The sequence below is a fragment of the uncultured Gemmiger sp. genome, assembly GCF_934561205.1.
Classification (GTDB): Bacteria; Bacillota; Clostridia; order Oscillospirales; family Ruminococcaceae; genus Gemmiger.
In genome coordinates, this window is sequence record NZ_CAKTFU010000016.1 from 34,891 (window position 1) to 50,051 (window position 15,161).

Sequence of the window (15,161 nt, forward strand, 5' to 3'; positions counted from 1 at the left end):
TTGAACAATGTCTAGAAGCACCAAGAAGGGCCCTTACGTTCTGCCTTCCCTGATGAAAAAGGTCGAGGCTATGAACGAGGCCGGCAAGAAGACCGTCGTTAAGACCTGGAGCCGTTCCTCCACCATCTTCCCCGAGTTCGTTGGTCACACCTTCGCCGTTCATGACGGCCGCAAGCATGTGCCCGTATACGTCACCGAGGATATGGTCGGCCACAAGCTGGGCGAGTTTGCACCTACCCGCAAGTTCACCGGCCACGCTGGCGGCAAGACCGTCGGTAAATAAGAGAGGAGGAACATCGAATGGAAGCACGGGCTATTCTCCGTTACGCCCGCATTAGTCCCCGCAAGGTTTCGATCGTGATGGACCTCATCCGTAACAAACCCCTGGACGAAGCGCTGGCTATCCTGCAGTACACCCCGAAGGCCGCCTGCGAGCCCCTTCTCAAGCTGGTGAACTCTGCTGCCGCTAACGCGGAAAACAACTTCAACATGGATCGCAGCAACCTGTATGTTGCTGAATGCTACGTCTGCCCCGGCCCCACGCTGAAGCGCATCATGCCTCGCGCTCAGGGCCGCGCATACCGCATCCTCAAGCGCACCAGCCACATGACTGTTGTGCTGAAAGAGAAAGCATAAGGAGGTAAACAAATGGGCCAGAAAGTCAATCCCCACGGCATGCGCGTGGGCGTAATCAAAGATTGGGACAGCCGCTGGTTTACCTCTAAGCAGGCATTCGGCGACACCCTGGTAGAGGATCACAAGATCCGCACCACCCTGAAGAAGCAGCTGTATGCTGCCGGCGTTCCTAAGATCGAGATCGAGCGTACTGTGGACAGCCAGACCGGCGCCCCCCGCGTTAAGGTCAACGTCTTCTGCGCTAAGCCCGGTATCGTTATCGGTAAGGGCGGCGCTGAGAGCGCTAAGATCGAGAAGCAGCTCGCCGCAATGACCGGCAAGGCTGTGAACCTGAACATCATCGAGGTCAAGGGCACCTCCACCAATGCTCAGCTGGCTGCTGAGGATGTTGCTTCCCAGCTGGAGCGCCGTATCGCGTTCCGCCGCGCCATGAAGCAGTGCATCCGCAACGCCATGCAGCCCCGTGACCGCAGCGTTACCCCCGCAAAGGGTATCAAGGTCACCTGCTCCGGCCGTCTGGCCGGCGCTGATATCGCCCGTACCGAGAGCTACCACGAGGGCACCATCCCCCTGCAGACTCTGCGTGCCGATATCGACTACGGCTTTGCCGAGGCCAACACCACCTATGGTAAGGTCGGCGTTAAGGTTTGGATCTACAAAGGCGAGATCCTGAAGGGTGCCAAAGCCCCCGCCAAGAAGGAAGGAGGCAAACAGTAATGTTACTGCCTAAGCGTGTTAAGTACCGCCGCGTTCAGCGCGGCCGCATGACCGGCAAGGCCATGCGCGGCAACAAGGTCAACCAGGGCGATTACGGTCTGGTTGCACTGGAGCCGGCCTGGATCACCTCCAACCAGATCGAGGCGGCCCGTATTGCCATGACCCGTTATATCAAGCGTGGCGGCAAGGTCTGGATCAAGATCTTCCCCGACAAGCCCGTTACCGAAAAGCCCGCCGGCACTCGTATGGGTTCCGGTAAAGGCAGCCCCGAGTACTGGGTAGCCGTTGTCAAGCCGGGCCGCGTGCTCTTCGAGCTGGCTGATGTCAGCGAGGATGTTGCCCGCGAGGCTCTGCGTCTGGCCAGCCACAAGCTGCCGGTTCGCTGCAAATTCGTCAAGCGCGAAGAGCTTGACACTGTAAAGGAGGGTGACGCTGAATGAAAGCCACTGAACTGCGCGAAATGACCGCTGTCGAGCTGAACAAGCAGCTCAAGGACCTGAAGGCCGAACTCTTCAACCTGCGCTTTCAGCACGCCATCAACCAGTTGGACAACCCCATTCGTATCGAAGCCGTTAAGAAGGACATCGCCCGCGTGATGACCGTCCTGGCTGAGAAGAATGCCAAAAACGCTTAAGAGGGAGGGTAAGACATGGAACGTAATCTGAGAAAGACCCGCGTGGGCGTCGTCGTCTCCGACAAGATGGACAAGACCATCGTTGTTGCAGTTAAGGACAGCGTCCAGCACCCTCTGTACAAGAAGATCCTGAAGCGCACCAAGAAGTTCAAGGCCCATGACGAAAACAACGAAGCCGGCATCGGCGACCGCGTTGAGATCATGGAGACCCGCAAGATTTCTAAGGACGTCAACTGGCGTCTGGTCAAGATCATCGAGAAAGCAAAATAATCAGCCTGGTACTTTGAAAGGAGGACCTGAAAGATGGTTCAGATGCAAACTTATCTCAAAGTGGCCGACAATACCGGTGCTAAGGAGTTAATGTGCTTCCGTGTACTGGGCGGTACCCGCAAGAGATACGCAAACATCGGCGACATCGTTGTGTGCAGCGTCAAGAAGGCTGCCCCCGGTGGCACCGTTAAGAAGGGCGATGTGGTCAAGGCCGTTATCGTCCGCAGCAAGCACGGCCTGCGCCGTGACGACGGCTCCTACATCCGCTTTGATGAGAACGCCGCCGTTATCGTCATGGCCGACAAGAGCCCCAAGGGCACCCGTATCTTTGGACCTGTCGCTCGTGAATTGCGTGACGCAGGCTTCACCAAGATCCTGAGCTTGGCTCCGGAATCGCTGTAAGGAGGTTTTAATAAGAATGAATACTCTTCATGTTAAAACCGGCGACAACGTTATGATCATCTCCGGTAAGGACAAGGGCAAGACCGGCAAGGTCCTGCAGACCTCCCCCAAAGAGGGCAAGGTCATTGTCGAGGGCCTGAACATGGTCACGAAGCACGTCAAGCCTCGTCGTCAGGGCGAGCAGGGCGGCATCGTTAAGGCCGAGGGCGCTATCTATGCCTGCAAGGTGCAGCCTGTCTGCCCCAAGTGCGGCAAGGCTACCCGCGTGGGCCATTCTGTCAAGGACGGCAAGACCGTCCGCGTCTGCCGCAAGTGCGGCGCTGAACTGTAAGGGAGGAGTTACACAATGGCACGTTTGAAAGAACAGTATGTCAACGAGATCGCTCCGGCCCTGAACAAGAAGTTCGGCTACAAGAGCGTTATGCAGATCCCCAAGCTGGATAAGGTCATCATCAATGTTGCCGCCGGCGAGGCTAAGGAAAACGCCAAGGTCATCGACGCCATCGTCGCTGACCTGGGCTTGATCACCGGCCAGAAGGCCGTCGTTTGCAAGGCTAAGCACAGCGTTGCAAACTTCAAGCTGCGCCAGGGCATGCCCATCGGCGCTAAGGTCACCCTGCGCGGTGAGCGTATGTACGAGTTTGTCGACCGCCTGTTCAACGTGGCTCTGCCCCGTGTTCGCGACTTCCGCGGCATCAACGGCAACAGCTTCGACGGCCGCGGCAACTACGCCTTCGGCCTGAAGGAGCAGATCATCTTCCCCGAAATCGACTTCGATAAGGTCGATGCGATCCGCGGCATGGATATCTGCTTCGTCACCACCGCCAAGACCGACGAGGAGGCCAAAGAGCTGCTGAAGGCTCTGGGCGCTCCGTTCGCTAACTAAGGGAGGGAACCACAATGGCTAAAACTTCTATGAAGCTCAAGCAGCAGGCACCCGCCAAGTTCTCGACCCGCGCCTACAACCGCTGCAAGATCTGCGGCCGTCCCCACGCTTACCTGCGCAAGTACGGTGTCTGCCGTATCTGCTTCCGTGAGCTGGCTTACAAGGGCGAGATCCCCGGCGTCAAGAAGGCTTCCTGGTAAGCCCTTGATTGCTTCTGTCTGAACGAATAACAAAACCTTTTAACACAACCTAAGGAGGTTAGTGGCATGCAAATTACTGATCCTATCGCGGACCTGCTGACTCGCATCCGCAACGCTAGCACTGCCAAACACCCTTCCGTGGATATCCCCGCTTCCAACCTGAAGAAGGCCATCTGCCAGATCCTGGTTGACGAGGGTTACGTCAAGGGTATGAAAGTGACCGAGGACAACAAGCAGGGGACCATCACCCTGACCCTGAAGTACATGGAAAACGGTACTCCGGTCATCGCCGGCCTGAAGCGCGTTTCTAAGCCCGGCCTGCGTATTTACACCAACTGCGAAGATATGCCCAAGGTCATGAAGGGCCTGGGCACCGCAATCATCTCCACCTCTAAAGGCGTTATGACCGACAAGGCCGCCCGCGCAGCTCATGTCGGCGGCGAAGTCCTCGCCTTTGTGTGGTAAGAAAGGGGTATAGACAATGTCGAGAATTGGAAGAAAACCCATCGTCATTCCCGCCGGTGTGGAAGTTAAGGTCGATGCGGCCGAGCACGCCATCACCGTCAAGGGCCCCAAGGGTAGCCTGCATTCCAAATATCATCCTTTGATGACTGTTGCTGTCGAAGGCAATGAGATTTTGGTTACCCGCCCCAATGACGAAAAAGAGGCTCGCAGCCTGCACGGCCTGACCCGCACCCTCATCCACAACATGGTTGTCGGTGTTACCGAGGGCTTCCGCAAGGACCTGGAGATCCAGGGCGTTGGCTACCGTGCTGCCAAGCAGGGCAACAAGCTGACCCTGACCCTTGGCTTCTCTCATCCTGTTGAGTTTGAGGACACCGATACCATCAAGATCGAGCTGAAGGATGCTCTGCATTTCAGCATCGTCGGTATCGACAAGCAGGAAGTCGGCCAGTTCGCTGCCGAAGTCCGCGGCGTCCGTCCCCCCGAGCCTTACAAGGGCAAGGGCATCCGCTATGTTGGCGAGTATGTCATCCGCAAGGAAGGCAAAGCCGGCAAGGGTAAATAATAGGAGAGGAGAAACATTATGGTCAATAAGGCTGATAAGAACGTTGCTCGTCTGCGCCGTCACCGCCGTGTTCGCGGCAAGATCAGCGGCACCGCCGAGCGTCCCCGTCTGGATGTTTTCCGCTCTGCCAAGCACATTTACGCTCAGGTCATCGATGATGATAAGGGCGTTACCCTGGCCAGCGCTTCCAGCATGGACAAAGATTTCAACGCTTACGGCGGCAACATCGAGGCCGCTAAGAAAGTCGGCGAGGCAGTCGCTAAGAAGTGCCTCGAAAAGGGCATTACCGAAGTGGTCTACGACCGCGGCGGTTTCGTCTACCAGGGTCGTGTGCAGGCACTCGCTGAGGGTGCCCGTGAAGCCGGCCTGAAGCTGTAAGGAGGGAGAAGATACAATGGCCATGCAGAGAAGAGAACAAGATGACGGCATGATCACCAAGGTCGTCTCCATCAACCGCGTTTCCAAGACCGTTAAGGGCGGCCGCGTTATGAAGTTCGCTGCCCTGATCGTTGTTGGCGACGGCAAGGGCAGCGTCGGCTACGGCGTCGGCAAGTCCGGCGAAGTTCCCGAGGCTATCCGCAAGGGCGAAGAAGCCGCCAAGAAGAACATGCACAAGGTCTGCCTGAAGGGCAGCACCATTCCCCACGAGATCGTGGGCGAGTTCGGCGCCGGCCGCGTTCTGATGCGTCCCGCCGCTGTCGGTACCGGCGTTCTGGCCGGCGGTCCTGTCCGTGCCGTGCTCGAGTGCGCCGGCATCAAGGACATCCGCGCCAAGAGCCTGCGTTCCAGCAACCCCATCAACGTTACTGCTGCCACCTTCACCGGTCTGTGCAACCTGACCGATGCTGAGAGCGTCGCAGCAAAGCGCGGCAAGACTGTTGCCGAGATCTTGGGTTAAGGAGGGTGCCACAATGGAAAAAGTTACCATTCGTCTTGCCAAGAGCCTGATCGGCCGCGGCAAGGAGCAGATCGCTGTTGCACACTCTCTCGGTCTGAACCGTCCCGGTGAGGTTACCGAGCAGCCCGATAACGCAGCCACCCAGGGCAAGATCGCCAAGATCGCCCACCTGGTTGTCGTGACCAAGGCGTAACGCAAGGAGGTGCAAGCAATGAAACTTCATGAACTGAAAGCTTCCGCCGGTGCCCGTAAGGCCGTGACCCGCAAGGGCCGCGGTGCCGGTTCCGGCAACGGCAAGACCGCTGGCTACGGCCACAAGGGTCAGAAAGCTCGTTCCGGCGTCAAGAAGGCCGGCTTCGAAGGCGGTCAGATGCCTTTGCAGCGCCGTCTGCCGAAGCGCGGCTTCAACAACGTTTTCGCAACCAAGTATGTTACCATCAAGGTATCTGACCTCGAGAAGTTCGAGGCCGGTTCCACCGTTGATACTGCCGCCCTGCTGAAGGCCGGCATCATCTCCAAGACGCTGGACGGCGTCAAGGTGCTGGGCAACGGCGAGCTGACCAAGGCTCTCAACGTGCAGGTAGCCGCCTATACGGCCTCCGCCAAGGAAAAAATCGAGAAAGCGGGCGGGAAGGCTGAGGTGATGTAAGGTGTTTGAAACCTTCCGTAATGCATGGAAGATCGAAGATCTTCGCAAACGGCTTCTTTTCACCCTTCTGATCCTCGTTCTGTTCCGTCTGGGCTGTGCGATCCCGGTGCCCTACATCAGCGCCGGCGCACTGACCACGATGTTTGCCGGCGGCACCGGTGATATGCTGGAGTACCTGAATATGATGAGCGGCGGCGCTCTGAGCGAATGCACCATTTTCGCTCTGGGTGTGCAGCCCGCCATCAATGCCTCCATCATCATGCAGCTGCTGGCGGTCGCCATCCCGTACCTGGAGAACCTCTCCAAGGAAGGGGAGGAAGGCCAGCGCAAGATGCGCCGCATCACCAACTATGTTGGCGCGGGCATCGGCCTGATGCTTTCCATCGGCTACTACTTCATCATCCGCAACATGGGCGCCCTCCGCTATACCGAGGGCTTCGCAGGCATCTTCAGTGCCGTCGTCATTATTCTGGCGTTCACCGCAGGCTCTCAGCTCTGCACCTGGCTGGGCAACCAGATCGACGATAAGGGTATCGGCAACGGTATCTCGCTGATGATCTTCGCCGGCATCGTGGCCCGTTGGTCCAGCCTGTCCAGTGCTGTGAACAACATTCTGGCCCGTGCCCAGAACGGCGAACCCATGTTCTACATTCTGCTGCCCCTGCTGGTCGTCCTGGCCGTGGCTGCCGTGATCTTCGTGGTCATCCTGACCAATGCAGAGCGCCGCATCCCCGTGCAGTACGCCAAGCGCGTTATGGGCCGCAAGATGTACGGCGGTCAGGCAAGCTACATCCCCATCAAGGTGAACATGACCGGCGTTATGCCCATCATCTTTGCTTCGACGCTGTGCAGCCTGCCCGGTCTGATCTTCCGCTTCTTCAATGTAAGCGCCGCAGATCACCCCGCCCTGTATGCGTTCTTCCGCGCATTCAACTACAACAGTGTTCTGTACCTTATCGTATATGTATTGCTGATCGTTGCGTTCAACTATTTCTACGTTGCGATCCAGTACAATCCCGTGGATATCGCCAACCAGTTGCGTAAAAACAACGGCACGATCCCCGGTATCCGCCCCGGCAAGCCCACCAGCGACTTTATCACCAAGACCCTGAGCAAGATCACCCTGATCGGCGCCATCTTCCTGGCTATCGTCGCGGGCCTGCCCATCATCCTGGGCAACATCACCGGCACCTCCATCCAGTTGGGTGGTACCAGCCTGCTGATCGTTGTGGGTGTGGCTTTGGAAACCGGTCGTTCTTTGGAAGGCTATATGACCGCCCGTTATCACAAAGGGTTCTTGGAATAAGAAAGGGAATGAGCGATGAAACTGATCCTTTTGGGCGCCCCCGGCGCAGGTAAGGGTACCCAGGCAGAGATCCTCTGCGACAAGCTGGGCATCCCCACCATCTCCACCGGCAATATTCTGCGTGCCGCCGTCAAGGAAGGCACCCCGATGGGCAAAAAGGCTAAGAGCTTTATGGACGCAGGTGCTCTGGTGCCCGACGACGTCATCGTCGGCATCGTCAAAGAGCGCCTGGCCGAACCCGACTGCGCGAACGGCTTCATTCTGGACGGTATGCCGCGCACTATCGCACAGGGCGAGGCCCTGGAGCAGATGGGCGTGGAGATCGACAAGGTCGTCAACTTGATCGTTGCCGACGAGGCCATTACCAAGCGCATGTCCGGCCGCCGCGTCTGCGCCCAGTGCGGTGCAAGCTACCACATCGTCAATAAACCCAGCGCCAAAGAAGGCGTATGCGACCGCTGCGGCGGTGAGCTGGCCATCCGCAAGGATGACGAGCCCGCCACCGTCCTGGACCGCCTGAAAGCCTATCATCAGCAGACCGAGCCGCTGGTAGCGTTCTACCGTGAGCGCGGCAAGCTGGTGGAAGTGCCCGATCAGGGCTCCATCGAAGCGACTACCGCATATCTTCTCAAGCTTTTGGAGGCTTGAAATCCATGATCCAAATTAAAAATGCTGCCGAGCTTGAAAAAATGAGGAAGGCCTGCGCCATCAGCGCGGCGGCCCTCAAGGCAGGCGGCGAAGCGATCGAACCCGGTATCACTACCGCTGAGATCGACAAAATCATCTACGACTTTATCGTGCGCCACGGTGCAAGACCCAACTTCCTGCACCTGTACGGCTTTCCGGCCACGGCGTGCATCAGTGTGAATGACACCGTTATTCACGGTATCCCCAACAGACAGCAGCAGATCCGCCCCGGCGACATCGTTTCGATCGATACCGGCTGCAAGATCGACGGCTTCAACGGCGACAATGCCTGCACCTACGGATGCGGCAAGCTCGACCTGGAAGCCCAGCGGCTGCTGGATGTTACCAAAGAGAGCCTGCACCGCGGCATTGAAATGGCGCGGGGCGGCAACCGGGTGGGGGATATCAGCCATGCGGTCCAGTCCTACGTTGAGGAAAACGGCTTCTCGGTCGTGCGCACCTTTGTCGGCCATGGCGTCGGCAAGGAGCTGCACGAGGACCCGGAAGTTCCGAACTTCGGCAACGCAGGGCGCGGCCCGCGCCTGGTGCCCGGCATGTGCATTGCGGTGGAACCGATGGTCTGCCAGTACAAGTACGCGGTAAAGACGCTGAAGGACGGCTGGACGGTGAAAACGTGTGACGGCGGTTTGGCTGCTCATTTTGAGCATACTATGGCTATCACCACGGCCGGTGCCGAAGTTCTGACGCGCGGCTGGGAGGATCCGGAATGGACTTTGTAAAAGGTCAGCTGGTTCGCTCCAAAGCCGGACGCGACAAAACACGCACCCTTGCTGTTCTGGCGGTGGAAGGGCAGATGCTGCTTCTGGCGGACGGGAATCTGCGCAAAGTGGAAAACCCCAAACGCAAGAAAATGCAGCACGTTGCCCCCACGACCACCGTTCTCGAAAACGAGCTTCTGAAAAGCGATCAACAACTCAGGGATGCGATCTGCGCCTATGACGCAGCGCGGAACTGACGGAACCCTTCAAGGAGGCATTCAGCTTGTCTAAAGAAGATGTCATCGAAGTAGAAGGTATCGTACGCGAGGCTATGCCCAACACCGTGTTCAAGGTCGAGCTTCTCAACAAAGAGGGCAAACCCAACGGACACCTTGTTATGGCCCATATCTCCGGCAAGCTGCGGACGAATTTCATCCGCATCCTGCCCGGCGATAAGGTCACCATGGAAATGAGCCCCTACGACCTGACCAAAGCCCGGATCACCTGGCGTTCCAAGTAAGCGCCTTGTGTTATAAAGGAGGTTAACATCATGAAGGTAAAACCTTCCGTGAAACCCATTTGCGAGAAGTGCAAGGTCATTAAGCGCAAAGGCCGCGTAATGATCATCTGCGCCAATCCGAAGCATAAGCAGCGTCAGGGCTAAAGGTCCGCGGTTTTGACCGCGGAAACCGTACCCAAAACGCTTGGGGGCCAAGTGCGTAGATTCCCGGCGCAGGCCCCGACCAGGACATGGGATGTTATTATGGAGGTGCTTTATGGCACGTATTGCTGGTGTTGATCTGCCTCGCGAGAAGCGGATCCAAGTTGGTCTGACTTATGTTTACGGTATCGGTCAGTCCACTGCCGACGAGATTCTCGCCGGTACCGGAATTAACCCTGATACCCGCGTCAAGGATCTGACTGCTGATGAAGAAGCCAAGATCCGTGACTACATCGACAAAAACAACATCATGGTAGAAGGTGACCTGCGCCGTAACGTTGCGCTGGACATCAAGCGTCTGACTGAGATTCAGTGCTTCCGTGGTGTGCGCCATCGCAAGGGTCTTCCCTGCCGCGGCCAGCGCACTAAGACCAATGCCCGTACCTGCAAAGGTCCCAAGCGCACTGTCGCTAACAAAAAGAAGTAAGGAGGAACTGAGAAATGGCTGCTAACAAAGCTACTGCGGCAAAAACCCGCACTAAGAAAAAAGAGCGCAAGAATATCAGCGCTGGTGCTGCTCACATCCAGAGCACCTTTAACAACACCATCGTGACCATCACCGATACTCAGGGCAACACCGTTTCTTGGTGCAGCACTGGTTCGTTGAACTTCCGTGGTTCCCGCAAGAGCACTCCTTATGCTGCGCAGAGCGCCGCTGAGGTTGCTGCCAAGGCTGCTATCGAGCATGGCATGAAGACCGTTGAGGTCTACGTTAAGGGCCCCGGTTCCGGCCGTGAAAGCGCCATCCGCGCCCTGCAGGCAACCGGTTTGGAAGTCACCATGATCCGTGATGTGACCCCCATTCCTCACAATGGCTGCCGCCCGCCCAAACGCCGCCGCGTTTGATTGAAAGGAGAACATGAGATATGGCTAAGAATACCCAACCTATCGCTAAGCGCTGCCGTGCTCTCGGCATTTCTCCTGCTGTTATGGGTTATGGCAAAAAGACCACCAACCGTAACCCCGGCGGCCAGATGAGAAAGAAGAAGAGCGAGTACGCCACCCAGCTGAACGAAAAGCAGAAGGTCAAGTTCATCTACGGTATCCTGGAGACCCAGTTCCATACCTACTATGAGAAGGCCTCCCGCATGCCCGGCCAGACCGGTGTCAACCTGCTGGTTCTGGTGGAGCGCCGTCTGGACAACGTCGTGTTCCGTCTGGGCTTTGCCAAGACCCGCCGCGACGCTCGTCAGCTGGTTTCCCACAATCACTTTACTGTCAATGGCAAACGCGTCAACATCCCCTCTTACCAGGTTAAGGCGGGCGATGTGATCGAGGTTATCGAGTCCAGCCGTTCCAGCGTTAAGTTCAGCGGTCTGCTGGGCGAGGACGCTCCCGTTGTGCTGCTGCCTTCCTGGCTGGAGCGCGACAAGAACGCTCTGAAGGGCACCGTTACCAAGCTGCCCGCTCGTGAGGACATCGATGTGCCTATCGCTGAGCACCTCATCGTCGAGTTGTACTCCAAGTAATCCTCTGAAGTATTACCGTTTTTTCCAACCGAACCGATGCAATTTTCTTTGCGTCGGCTGAATAAGGAGGGTTTTTATGATGGAGATCGAACGCCCCAAGATCGAAACGGTCAGCCTGTCTCCGGACGGCCGTTACGGTAAGTTCGTCGTCGAGCCGCTGGAGCGCGGCTTCGGCACGACCTTGGGCAACAGCTTGCGTCGCGTGCTTTTGTCCTCTCTGCCCGGTGTGGCCGTGACCAGCGTCAAGATCGACGGCGTGGTTCATGAGTTTTCCACCATCGAGGGCGTCCGTGAGGATGTTACCGAAATCGTCCTGAACCTGAAGGGTATCGCCGCCAAGATCTACGGCGAGGCCCCCAAGACTGTTCGCGTAGAGGCCGTCGGCCCCTGCGAAGTTACCGCCGGCACCATCAAATCCGGTGATGACTTGGAGATCCTGAACCCCGAGTGGCACATTGCCACCCTGGGCGAGGGCGCAAAGCTGGTAATGGAGCTGACCTTTGATAAGGGCCGCGGCTACGTTCCCGCTGAACGCAACAAGCAGGCACTGATCGAGAAAAACGATATCAGCACCCTGCCTGTGGACAGCATCTACACCCCCGTTCTGAAAGCCAACTACATTGTTGACCGTACCCGCGTGGGCCAGATCACCGACTATGACAAGCTCATTATGGAAGTCTGGACCGACGGCACCATCAACTCGCAGGAGGCTCTCAGCCTGGCGGCACGCGTGCTGACCGAGCACCTGAATCTGTTCGTAAATCTCTGCGATGAGACCGGCGAGACCGAGATCATGGTGGATAACGAGGATCAGGGCCGCGAAAAGGCGCTGGAAATGACGATTGAAGAACTGGATCTGAGCGTCCGTTCCTTCAACTGCCTGAAGCGCGCCGGTATCAACACCGTCGGCGACCTCATCAACAAGAGTGAGGACGAGATGATGAAGGTCCGTAACCTCGGCCGCAAGAGCCTGGAAGAGGTTATGGCCAAGCTCGACAGCCTTGGTTTCTCTTTGACCAAGGACGACGAAAACTAACCCCCCGCTATACGCGGATTCTATTGATAAGGAGTGAATCGAAATGCCCGGTACCCGTAAACTCGGTCGCACCACCGACAGCCGCAACGCTATGCTGCGCGCTATGGTGACCTACCTGTTCGAGAACGGCAAAATCGAGACCACCGTTACCCGCGCCAAGGAAGTTCGTTCCATGGCTGAGAAGATGGTCACCCTGGGTAAGCAGGACGATCTGCACGCAAAGCGTCAGGTCTTCTCCTACATCACCAAGGAAGATGTTGCCAAGAAGGTTATTGATGAGATCGGTCCCAAGTATGCCGACCGCACCGGTGGCTACACCCGCATCTACAAGACCGGCCCTCGCCGCGGTGACGCTGCCGAGATGGCCATTATCGAGTTGGTCTGATTAACAGATTGAATAGATAAAAGAACTCCGTCTGCTGTATAGCGGGCGGAGTTTTTTGTTGTGCGCGAATCGCTGCGCAGCCGCGTTGCAGGGGCGGGGCAAGCCCCGCCCGCGGCTTTGCGGTAAAGGCATTATCACGGGTCAGTCCGTAGGGGCGGTCATGGACCGCCCGCCGCCATCCCGGCAATGCAACCTAACGGGGAAATTGCAAAATAGCGCAAATGCACAAAATATATTGACAAACGTTGAAAAATGTGTCTATACTTTATATAAGAGGGGAGGGGAGCCGCCCATGCGGGACTACGAATTTTCGACCGACACACTGCAGGAATACGCCGATCCCGGGTGCGAATACGCCGACCCGGGGTGTGAAATGCAGCCTGCACAGCCGCTGTACCGCCCTGCCGCGCCGGAGAAAACGCGCAAGCGCAGGCTGTACCTAAAAAAGCTGCGTCTGCTGCGCAGCAGCCTGCTGAGTCTGGCGGTGCTGATGCTGCTGTCTGCGGCGGCGATCCCGCAGATAGAACTGACACTGCCCCGGCTGCCCATCGGCACCGACCTTGTGCAGCCGACCCCAGCCCCCACCCAGGCGCCAACCCCCACCGCTGCGCCCGCCCAGCAGCCGACGGCAGCACCTACACAGCAGCCAACGGCAGCGCCTACACAGCAGCCGACCCCGGTGCCGACCCCGGCAGAGCCGATGCCGCCGCCCGAGGATGCCGATCTATACATCGAGCCGCCGCAGGTGCAGGGCGCATTTGTGGTGACGGGGCAGTCGGAGTACGGCTACGCCAACCAACTGTGCGTGCTTTTCCCCGTGGAGATTTGCCAGCAGCAGGACGGCACCACCGAAAATCCGTGGCGCAGCGGCGGCTATGTCTACACGGCGGACTTGGGCGCAGCCGAGCTTCTGCGCGCACCCATTGCTTCCTGGAGCGAGTACACCCAGCGCGAAACCCGCCGGGCTGCCGCCGCCGAGCCGGACAACCCCGCCTATGACGAGTGCCGTTTCCTCTACAACCATATGGCGCTGGCGTACCTCTACCCAACCGCTGAGGGCGCGGGCAGCGACATCCCCTCCATCTGCTGCGCGGACATCGGCGCCGTAAAGAGCACGGCGGACGGTCAGCCGCCTATGTCGGAGGACGTCATTCGCCACGCCTACTATGCGGTCTGCTTCAACCTCAGCGACAAAAAGCTGCAGGAGCTGAAGGACGAGGAGCTGACCCTCGCCATTGAGTACCCCGACTATGGCAAATACAGCACCGTGACCTATACCTATGTCCTGTCCGAGCTGCCGCAGACCGACTGGCAGACGATGAATCTTTTGATGACGGGCAATGCACCGGACGCAGACCGCGCCGCCTATGAGCAGGCCATTGCCGAATACCTACCCTGACAAACAGAAAAGAGGTCGTACTTATGAGCAAGGAAATGCAAAGCCCCGCTGCCCCCGAACGGCAGCCGAAAAAATCCGGCAGCGCCGGGTATATGGTCATTTTGGCGGCGTGCGTTGTGCTGTTTGCCGTGTTTGGGTATTTTCTGCGCGGCAACAAGCTGTCGCCGCTGGTAACCGGGCTGGCGGCGGTCTGGTTTTTGTACGCCGCCGTGCAGCTGCTGCTGGAAAAACTGCACAGCCACGCCAGAACCGCGTCGGCGATGCTGTCCAGCGTGGTCAAGTACGGTGCGGTGATCGCCAGCATTTTGTTTTTGCTGAACGCCGCCGGGGTGGACACCTCGACGCTGCTGGCAGCTGCCGGCATTGCCTCGCTGATCATCGGCTTTGCCGCGCAAAGTCTGATCGAGGATGTCATCACCGGCATCTTTATCCTGTTTGAGGGGCAGTACAAGATCGGTGATTTCCTTGTGCTGGGGGATTTCCGCGGGCAGGTCATTGACATCGGCGTGCGCACCACGACCATCGAGGATGCGGGCGGCAACCGCAAGATCGTCAATAACTCCGACATCCGCAACGTGCAGAACCGTTCCCGCAAGGACAGCTACGCCGTCAGCAAGGTGTCGGTAAGCTATGACACCAAGATGTCCCGTCTGCGCGAGGTGTTCGACGCCCACCGGCAGGAAATTTTTGAGCGCAACAGCGAGGTCTTTGAGGACTTGCCCAACTTTAACGGCATACAGGAATTTCAGGACAGCGGCATTTTGCTGCACTTCTCGGTCAAGGTGGCGGAGAAGGACATTTTCCGTGCCCAGCGTGTGCTGAACGGCGAGCTGAAGGAGCTGTTCGACGCCAACGGCATTGAAATTCCCTTCCCGCAGGTCGTGGTCCACAAGCAGCAGGCGTAAGCGCGGCGGGCAGAGCGGCGCACCCTTTGTAGGAAGTTACAGTTATTTTCGGCTTACCGCCGCCATAGAATGTGAAAATTGCAGAATCTGCAAAATGCGACAAAAAATATACGATTTTGGGCTGATTTTGCGGCGCTGCTGTGTTACAATAGGGATAATAGCGGCGATATGCGCGCCGCCCGAAAATTGTAACAGATGCAAGTAAGGAGTAA

29 protein-coding genes are annotated in these 15,161 nt (G+C 57.7%); all 29 read left to right on the forward strand.

Annotated features, from left to right (window positions below):
• The first annotated feature begins 7 nt into the window (after positions 1-7).
• The 29 genes from rpsS (at position 8) to Q0I19_RS09790 (ending at position 14,949) form a co-directional block, all read left to right on the forward strand.
• Positions 8-283, forward strand: coding sequence for a 30S ribosomal protein S19 (rpsS, locus tag Q0I19_RS09650; RefSeq protein ID WP_294760410.1), 276 nt, complete (start codon positions 8-10; stop codon positions 281-283).
• Positions 284-300: 17 nt separating this feature from the next.
• The gene (gene rplV, locus Q0I19_RS09655; RefSeq protein ID WP_294760411.1) at positions 301-636 is read left to right on the forward strand and encodes a 50S ribosomal protein L22; all 336 of its coding nucleotides are present in this window, start codon (positions 301-303) and stop codon (positions 634-636) included.
• 12 nt (positions 637-648) lie between these two features.
• Entirely contained in the window at positions 649-1,353 is a 705-nt protein-coding gene (rpsC, locus tag Q0I19_RS09660; RefSeq protein WP_294760412.1) for a 30S ribosomal protein S3, read from the forward strand.
• Positions 1,353-1,793: a 50S ribosomal protein L16 gene (gene rplP, locus Q0I19_RS09665; RefSeq protein ID WP_294760413.1), complete on the forward strand. Its 441-nt coding sequence runs from the start codon at positions 1,353-1,355 to the stop codon at positions 1,791-1,793. The genes rpsC and rplP overlap by 1 nt, the downstream gene beginning before the upstream one ends.
• The gene (gene rpmC / locus Q0I19_RS09670; RefSeq protein WP_294760414.1) at positions 1,790-1,987 is read left to right on the forward strand and encodes a 50S ribosomal protein L29; all 198 of its coding nucleotides are present in this window, start codon (positions 1,790-1,792) and stop codon (positions 1,985-1,987) included. Before rplP ends, rpmC begins: the two co-directional genes overlap by 4 nt.
• A 15-nt stretch (positions 1,988-2,002) precedes the next feature.
• The gene (gene rpsQ, locus Q0I19_RS09675; protein ID WP_078783565.1) at positions 2,003-2,257 is read left to right on the forward strand and encodes a 30S ribosomal protein S17; all 255 of its coding nucleotides are present in this window, start codon (positions 2,003-2,005) and stop codon (positions 2,255-2,257) included.
• Positions 2,258-2,290: 33 nt separating this feature from the next.
• On the forward strand, positions 2,291-2,659 hold the full coding sequence (gene rplN / locus Q0I19_RS09680; RefSeq protein ID WP_007047286.1) for a 50S ribosomal protein L14: 369 nt from the start codon (positions 2,291-2,293) through the stop codon (positions 2,657-2,659).
• 16 nt (positions 2,660-2,675) lie between these two features.
• Positions 2,676-2,990, forward strand: coding sequence for a 50S ribosomal protein L24 (gene rplX, locus Q0I19_RS09685; RefSeq protein WP_294760415.1), 315 nt, complete (start codon positions 2,676-2,678; stop codon positions 2,988-2,990).
• Positions 2,991-3,005: 15 nt separating this feature from the next.
• Positions 3,006-3,545 carry a 50S ribosomal protein L5 gene (rplE, locus tag Q0I19_RS09690; RefSeq protein WP_294760417.1) on the forward strand — a complete coding sequence of 180 codons (540 nt, stop codon included), beginning with the start codon at positions 3,006-3,008 and terminating at the stop codon, positions 3,543-3,545.
• Between the two features lie 14 nt (positions 3,546-3,559).
• Positions 3,560-3,745 (forward strand): type Z 30S ribosomal protein S14, encoded by a 186-nt coding sequence (locus tag Q0I19_RS09695; protein WP_294760418.1) that lies wholly within the window; start codon positions 3,560-3,562, stop codon positions 3,743-3,745.
• A gap of 66 nt (positions 3,746-3,811) precedes the next feature.
• On the forward strand, positions 3,812-4,210 hold the full coding sequence (gene rpsH, locus Q0I19_RS09700) for a 30S ribosomal protein S8 (RefSeq protein ID WP_294760419.1): 399 nt from the start codon (positions 3,812-3,814) through the stop codon (positions 4,208-4,210).
• 16 nt (positions 4,211-4,226) lie between these two features.
• Positions 4,227-4,775 carry a 50S ribosomal protein L6 gene (gene rplF / locus Q0I19_RS09705; RefSeq protein WP_294760422.1) on the forward strand — a complete coding sequence of 183 codons (549 nt, stop codon included), beginning with the start codon at positions 4,227-4,229 and terminating at the stop codon, positions 4,773-4,775.
• 18 nt (positions 4,776-4,793) lie between these two features.
• Positions 4,794-5,153 (forward strand): 50S ribosomal protein L18, encoded by a 360-nt coding sequence (gene rplR / locus Q0I19_RS09710; protein WP_294760424.1) that lies wholly within the window; start codon positions 4,794-4,796, stop codon positions 5,151-5,153.
• Positions 5,154-5,169: 16 nt separating this feature from the next.
• Positions 5,170-5,673: a 30S ribosomal protein S5 gene (gene rpsE, locus Q0I19_RS09715; protein ID WP_294760426.1), complete on the forward strand. Its 504-nt coding sequence runs from the start codon at positions 5,170-5,172 to the stop codon at positions 5,671-5,673.
• A 13-nt stretch (positions 5,674-5,686) separates the two neighbouring features.
• Positions 5,687-5,866 carry a 50S ribosomal protein L30 gene (gene rpmD / locus Q0I19_RS09720; RefSeq protein ID WP_113999393.1) on the forward strand — a complete coding sequence of 60 codons (180 nt, stop codon included), beginning with the start codon at positions 5,687-5,689 and terminating at the stop codon, positions 5,864-5,866.
• An 18-nt stretch (positions 5,867-5,884) separates the two neighbouring features.
• Positions 5,885-6,322, forward strand: coding sequence for a 50S ribosomal protein L15 (rplO, locus tag Q0I19_RS09725; protein ID WP_294760428.1), 438 nt, complete (start codon positions 5,885-5,887; stop codon positions 6,320-6,322).
• 1 nt (position 6,323) lies between these two features.
• Positions 6,324-7,628 (forward strand): preprotein translocase subunit SecY, encoded by a 1,305-nt coding sequence (gene secY / locus Q0I19_RS09730; RefSeq protein WP_294760429.1) that lies wholly within the window; start codon positions 6,324-6,326, stop codon positions 7,626-7,628.
• 15 nt (positions 7,629-7,643) lie between these two features.
• Positions 7,644-8,276: an adenylate kinase gene (locus tag Q0I19_RS09735; protein WP_294760431.1), complete on the forward strand. Its 633-nt coding sequence runs from the start codon at positions 7,644-7,646 to the stop codon at positions 8,274-8,276.
• Positions 8,277-8,281: 5 nt separating this feature from the next.
• Positions 8,282-9,055 carry a type I methionyl aminopeptidase gene (map, locus tag Q0I19_RS09740; RefSeq protein WP_294760432.1) on the forward strand — a complete coding sequence of 258 codons (774 nt, stop codon included), beginning with the start codon at positions 8,282-8,284 and terminating at the stop codon, positions 9,053-9,055.
• On the forward strand, positions 9,043-9,291 hold the full coding sequence (locus Q0I19_RS09745) for a KOW domain-containing RNA-binding protein (RefSeq protein WP_294760434.1): 249 nt from the start codon (positions 9,043-9,045) through the stop codon (positions 9,289-9,291). Before map ends, Q0I19_RS09745 begins: the two co-directional genes overlap by 13 nt.
• A 26-nt stretch (positions 9,292-9,317) precedes the next feature.
• Complete coding sequence (infA, locus tag Q0I19_RS09750; RefSeq protein ID WP_294760435.1) at positions 9,318-9,554, forward strand: translation initiation factor IF-1; 237 nt, start codon at positions 9,318-9,320, stop codon at positions 9,552-9,554.
• 30 nt (positions 9,555-9,584) lie between these two features.
• Complete coding sequence (gene rpmJ, locus Q0I19_RS09755; RefSeq protein ID WP_078783578.1) at positions 9,585-9,698, forward strand: 50S ribosomal protein L36; 114 nt, start codon at positions 9,585-9,587, stop codon at positions 9,696-9,698.
• A 112-nt stretch (positions 9,699-9,810) separates the two neighbouring features.
• Positions 9,811-10,182 carry a 30S ribosomal protein S13 gene (gene rpsM, locus Q0I19_RS09760; protein ID WP_294760436.1) on the forward strand — a complete coding sequence of 124 codons (372 nt, stop codon included), beginning with the start codon at positions 9,811-9,813 and terminating at the stop codon, positions 10,180-10,182.
• 14 nt (positions 10,183-10,196) lie between these two features.
• Positions 10,197-10,601, forward strand: a complete 405-nt coding sequence (rpsK, locus tag Q0I19_RS09765; RefSeq protein ID WP_294760437.1) for a 30S ribosomal protein S11 — start codon at positions 10,197-10,199, stop codon at positions 10,599-10,601.
• Positions 10,602-10,621: 20 nt separating this feature from the next.
• Positions 10,622-11,224, forward strand: coding sequence for a 30S ribosomal protein S4 (rpsD, locus tag Q0I19_RS09770; protein ID WP_294760439.1), 603 nt, complete (start codon positions 10,622-10,624; stop codon positions 11,222-11,224).
• A 76-nt stretch (positions 11,225-11,300) separates the two neighbouring features.
• Positions 11,301-12,260, forward strand: a complete 960-nt coding sequence (locus Q0I19_RS09775) for a DNA-directed RNA polymerase subunit alpha (protein ID WP_294760441.1) — start codon at positions 11,301-11,303, stop codon at positions 12,258-12,260.
• A 43-nt stretch (positions 12,261-12,303) separates the two neighbouring features.
• A complete protein-coding gene (gene rplQ / locus Q0I19_RS09780; protein WP_294760443.1) occupies positions 12,304-12,645 on the forward strand; it encodes a 50S ribosomal protein L17 in 342 nt (113 codons plus the stop codon).
• A 292-nt stretch (positions 12,646-12,937) separates the two neighbouring features.
• Positions 12,938-14,044, forward strand: coding sequence for a hypothetical protein (locus Q0I19_RS09785; RefSeq protein ID WP_294760444.1), 1,107 nt, complete (start codon positions 12,938-12,940; stop codon positions 14,042-14,044).
• A gap of 23 nt (positions 14,045-14,067) precedes the next feature.
• Positions 14,068-14,949 carry a mechanosensitive ion channel family protein gene (locus Q0I19_RS09790; RefSeq protein ID WP_294760445.1) on the forward strand — a complete coding sequence of 294 codons (882 nt, stop codon included), beginning with the start codon at positions 14,068-14,070 and terminating at the stop codon, positions 14,947-14,949.
• Positions 14,950-15,161: the final 212 nt, after the last annotated feature.

What these genes read in the sequence shown, in the direction of transcription:
- rplE (WP_294760417.1), top strand. Translation starts at nt 3,006, where the DNA reads ATGGCACGTTTGAAAGAACAGTATGTCAACGAGATCGCTCCGGCCCTG.
- Q0I19_RS09775 (WP_294760441.1), top strand. Translation starts at nt 11,301, where the DNA reads ATGATGGAGATCGAACGCCCCAAGATCGAAACGGTCAGCCTGTCTCCG.
- rpsH (WP_294760419.1), top strand. Translation starts at nt 3,812, where the DNA reads ATGCAAATTACTGATCCTATCGCGGACCTGCTGACTCGCATCCGCAAC.
- rpsS (WP_294760410.1), top strand. Translation starts at nt 8, where the DNA reads ATGTCTAGAAGCACCAAGAAGGGCCCTTACGTTCTGCCTTCCCTGATG.
- Q0I19_RS09735 (WP_294760431.1), top strand. Translation starts at nt 7,644, where the DNA reads ATGAAACTGATCCTTTTGGGCGCCCCCGGCGCAGGTAAGGGTACCCAG.
- rplO (WP_294760428.1), top strand. Translation starts at nt 5,885, where the DNA reads ATGAAACTTCATGAACTGAAAGCTTCCGCCGGTGCCCGTAAGGCCGTG.
- rplR (WP_294760424.1), top strand. Translation starts at nt 4,794, where the DNA reads ATGGTCAATAAGGCTGATAAGAACGTTGCTCGTCTGCGCCGTCACCGC.
- map (WP_294760432.1), top strand. Translation starts at nt 8,282, where the DNA reads ATGATCCAAATTAAAAATGCTGCCGAGCTTGAAAAAATGAGGAAGGCC.
- rpsM (WP_294760436.1), top strand. Translation starts at nt 9,811, where the DNA reads ATGGCACGTATTGCTGGTGTTGATCTGCCTCGCGAGAAGCGGATCCAA.
- rpsD (WP_294760439.1), top strand. Translation starts at nt 10,622, where the DNA reads ATGGCTAAGAATACCCAACCTATCGCTAAGCGCTGCCGTGCTCTCGGC.
- rpsE (WP_294760426.1), top strand. Translation starts at nt 5,170, where the DNA reads ATGGCCATGCAGAGAAGAGAACAAGATGACGGCATGATCACCAAGGTC.
- rpsQ (WP_078783565.1), top strand. Translation starts at nt 2,003, where the DNA reads ATGGAACGTAATCTGAGAAAGACCCGCGTGGGCGTCGTCGTCTCCGAC.
- rplF (WP_294760422.1), top strand. Translation starts at nt 4,227, where the DNA reads ATGTCGAGAATTGGAAGAAAACCCATCGTCATTCCCGCCGGTGTGGAA.
- Q0I19_RS09790 (WP_294760445.1), top strand. Translation starts at nt 14,068, where the DNA reads ATGAGCAAGGAAATGCAAAGCCCCGCTGCCCCCGAACGGCAGCCGAAA.
- Q0I19_RS09745 (WP_294760434.1), top strand. Translation starts at nt 9,043, where the DNA reads ATGGACTTTGTAAAAGGTCAGCTGGTTCGCTCCAAAGCCGGACGCGAC.
- rpmJ (WP_078783578.1), top strand. Translation starts at nt 9,585, where the DNA reads ATGAAGGTAAAACCTTCCGTGAAACCCATTTGCGAGAAGTGCAAGGTC.
- rpsC (WP_294760412.1), top strand. Translation starts at nt 649, where the DNA reads ATGGGCCAGAAAGTCAATCCCCACGGCATGCGCGTGGGCGTAATCAAA.
- rplP (WP_294760413.1), top strand. Translation starts at nt 1,353, where the DNA reads ATGTTACTGCCTAAGCGTGTTAAGTACCGCCGCGTTCAGCGCGGCCGC.
- Q0I19_RS09785 (WP_294760444.1), top strand. Translation starts at nt 12,938, where the DNA reads ATGCGGGACTACGAATTTTCGACCGACACACTGCAGGAATACGCCGAT.
- rpsK (WP_294760437.1), top strand. Translation starts at nt 10,197, where the DNA reads ATGGCTGCTAACAAAGCTACTGCGGCAAAAACCCGCACTAAGAAAAAA.
- rplQ (WP_294760443.1), top strand. Translation starts at nt 12,304, where the DNA reads ATGCCCGGTACCCGTAAACTCGGTCGCACCACCGACAGCCGCAACGCT.
- rpmD (WP_113999393.1), top strand. Translation starts at nt 5,687, where the DNA reads ATGGAAAAAGTTACCATTCGTCTTGCCAAGAGCCTGATCGGCCGCGGC.
- rplX (WP_294760415.1), top strand. Translation starts at nt 2,676, where the DNA reads ATGAATACTCTTCATGTTAAAACCGGCGACAACGTTATGATCATCTCC.
- rplV (WP_294760411.1), top strand. Translation starts at nt 301, where the DNA reads ATGGAAGCACGGGCTATTCTCCGTTACGCCCGCATTAGTCCCCGCAAG.
- rpmC (WP_294760414.1), top strand. Translation starts at nt 1,790, where the DNA reads ATGAAAGCCACTGAACTGCGCGAAATGACCGCTGTCGAGCTGAACAAG.
- rplN (WP_007047286.1), top strand. Translation starts at nt 2,291, where the DNA reads ATGGTTCAGATGCAAACTTATCTCAAAGTGGCCGACAATACCGGTGCT.
- Q0I19_RS09695 (WP_294760418.1), top strand. Translation starts at nt 3,560, where the DNA reads ATGGCTAAAACTTCTATGAAGCTCAAGCAGCAGGCACCCGCCAAGTTC.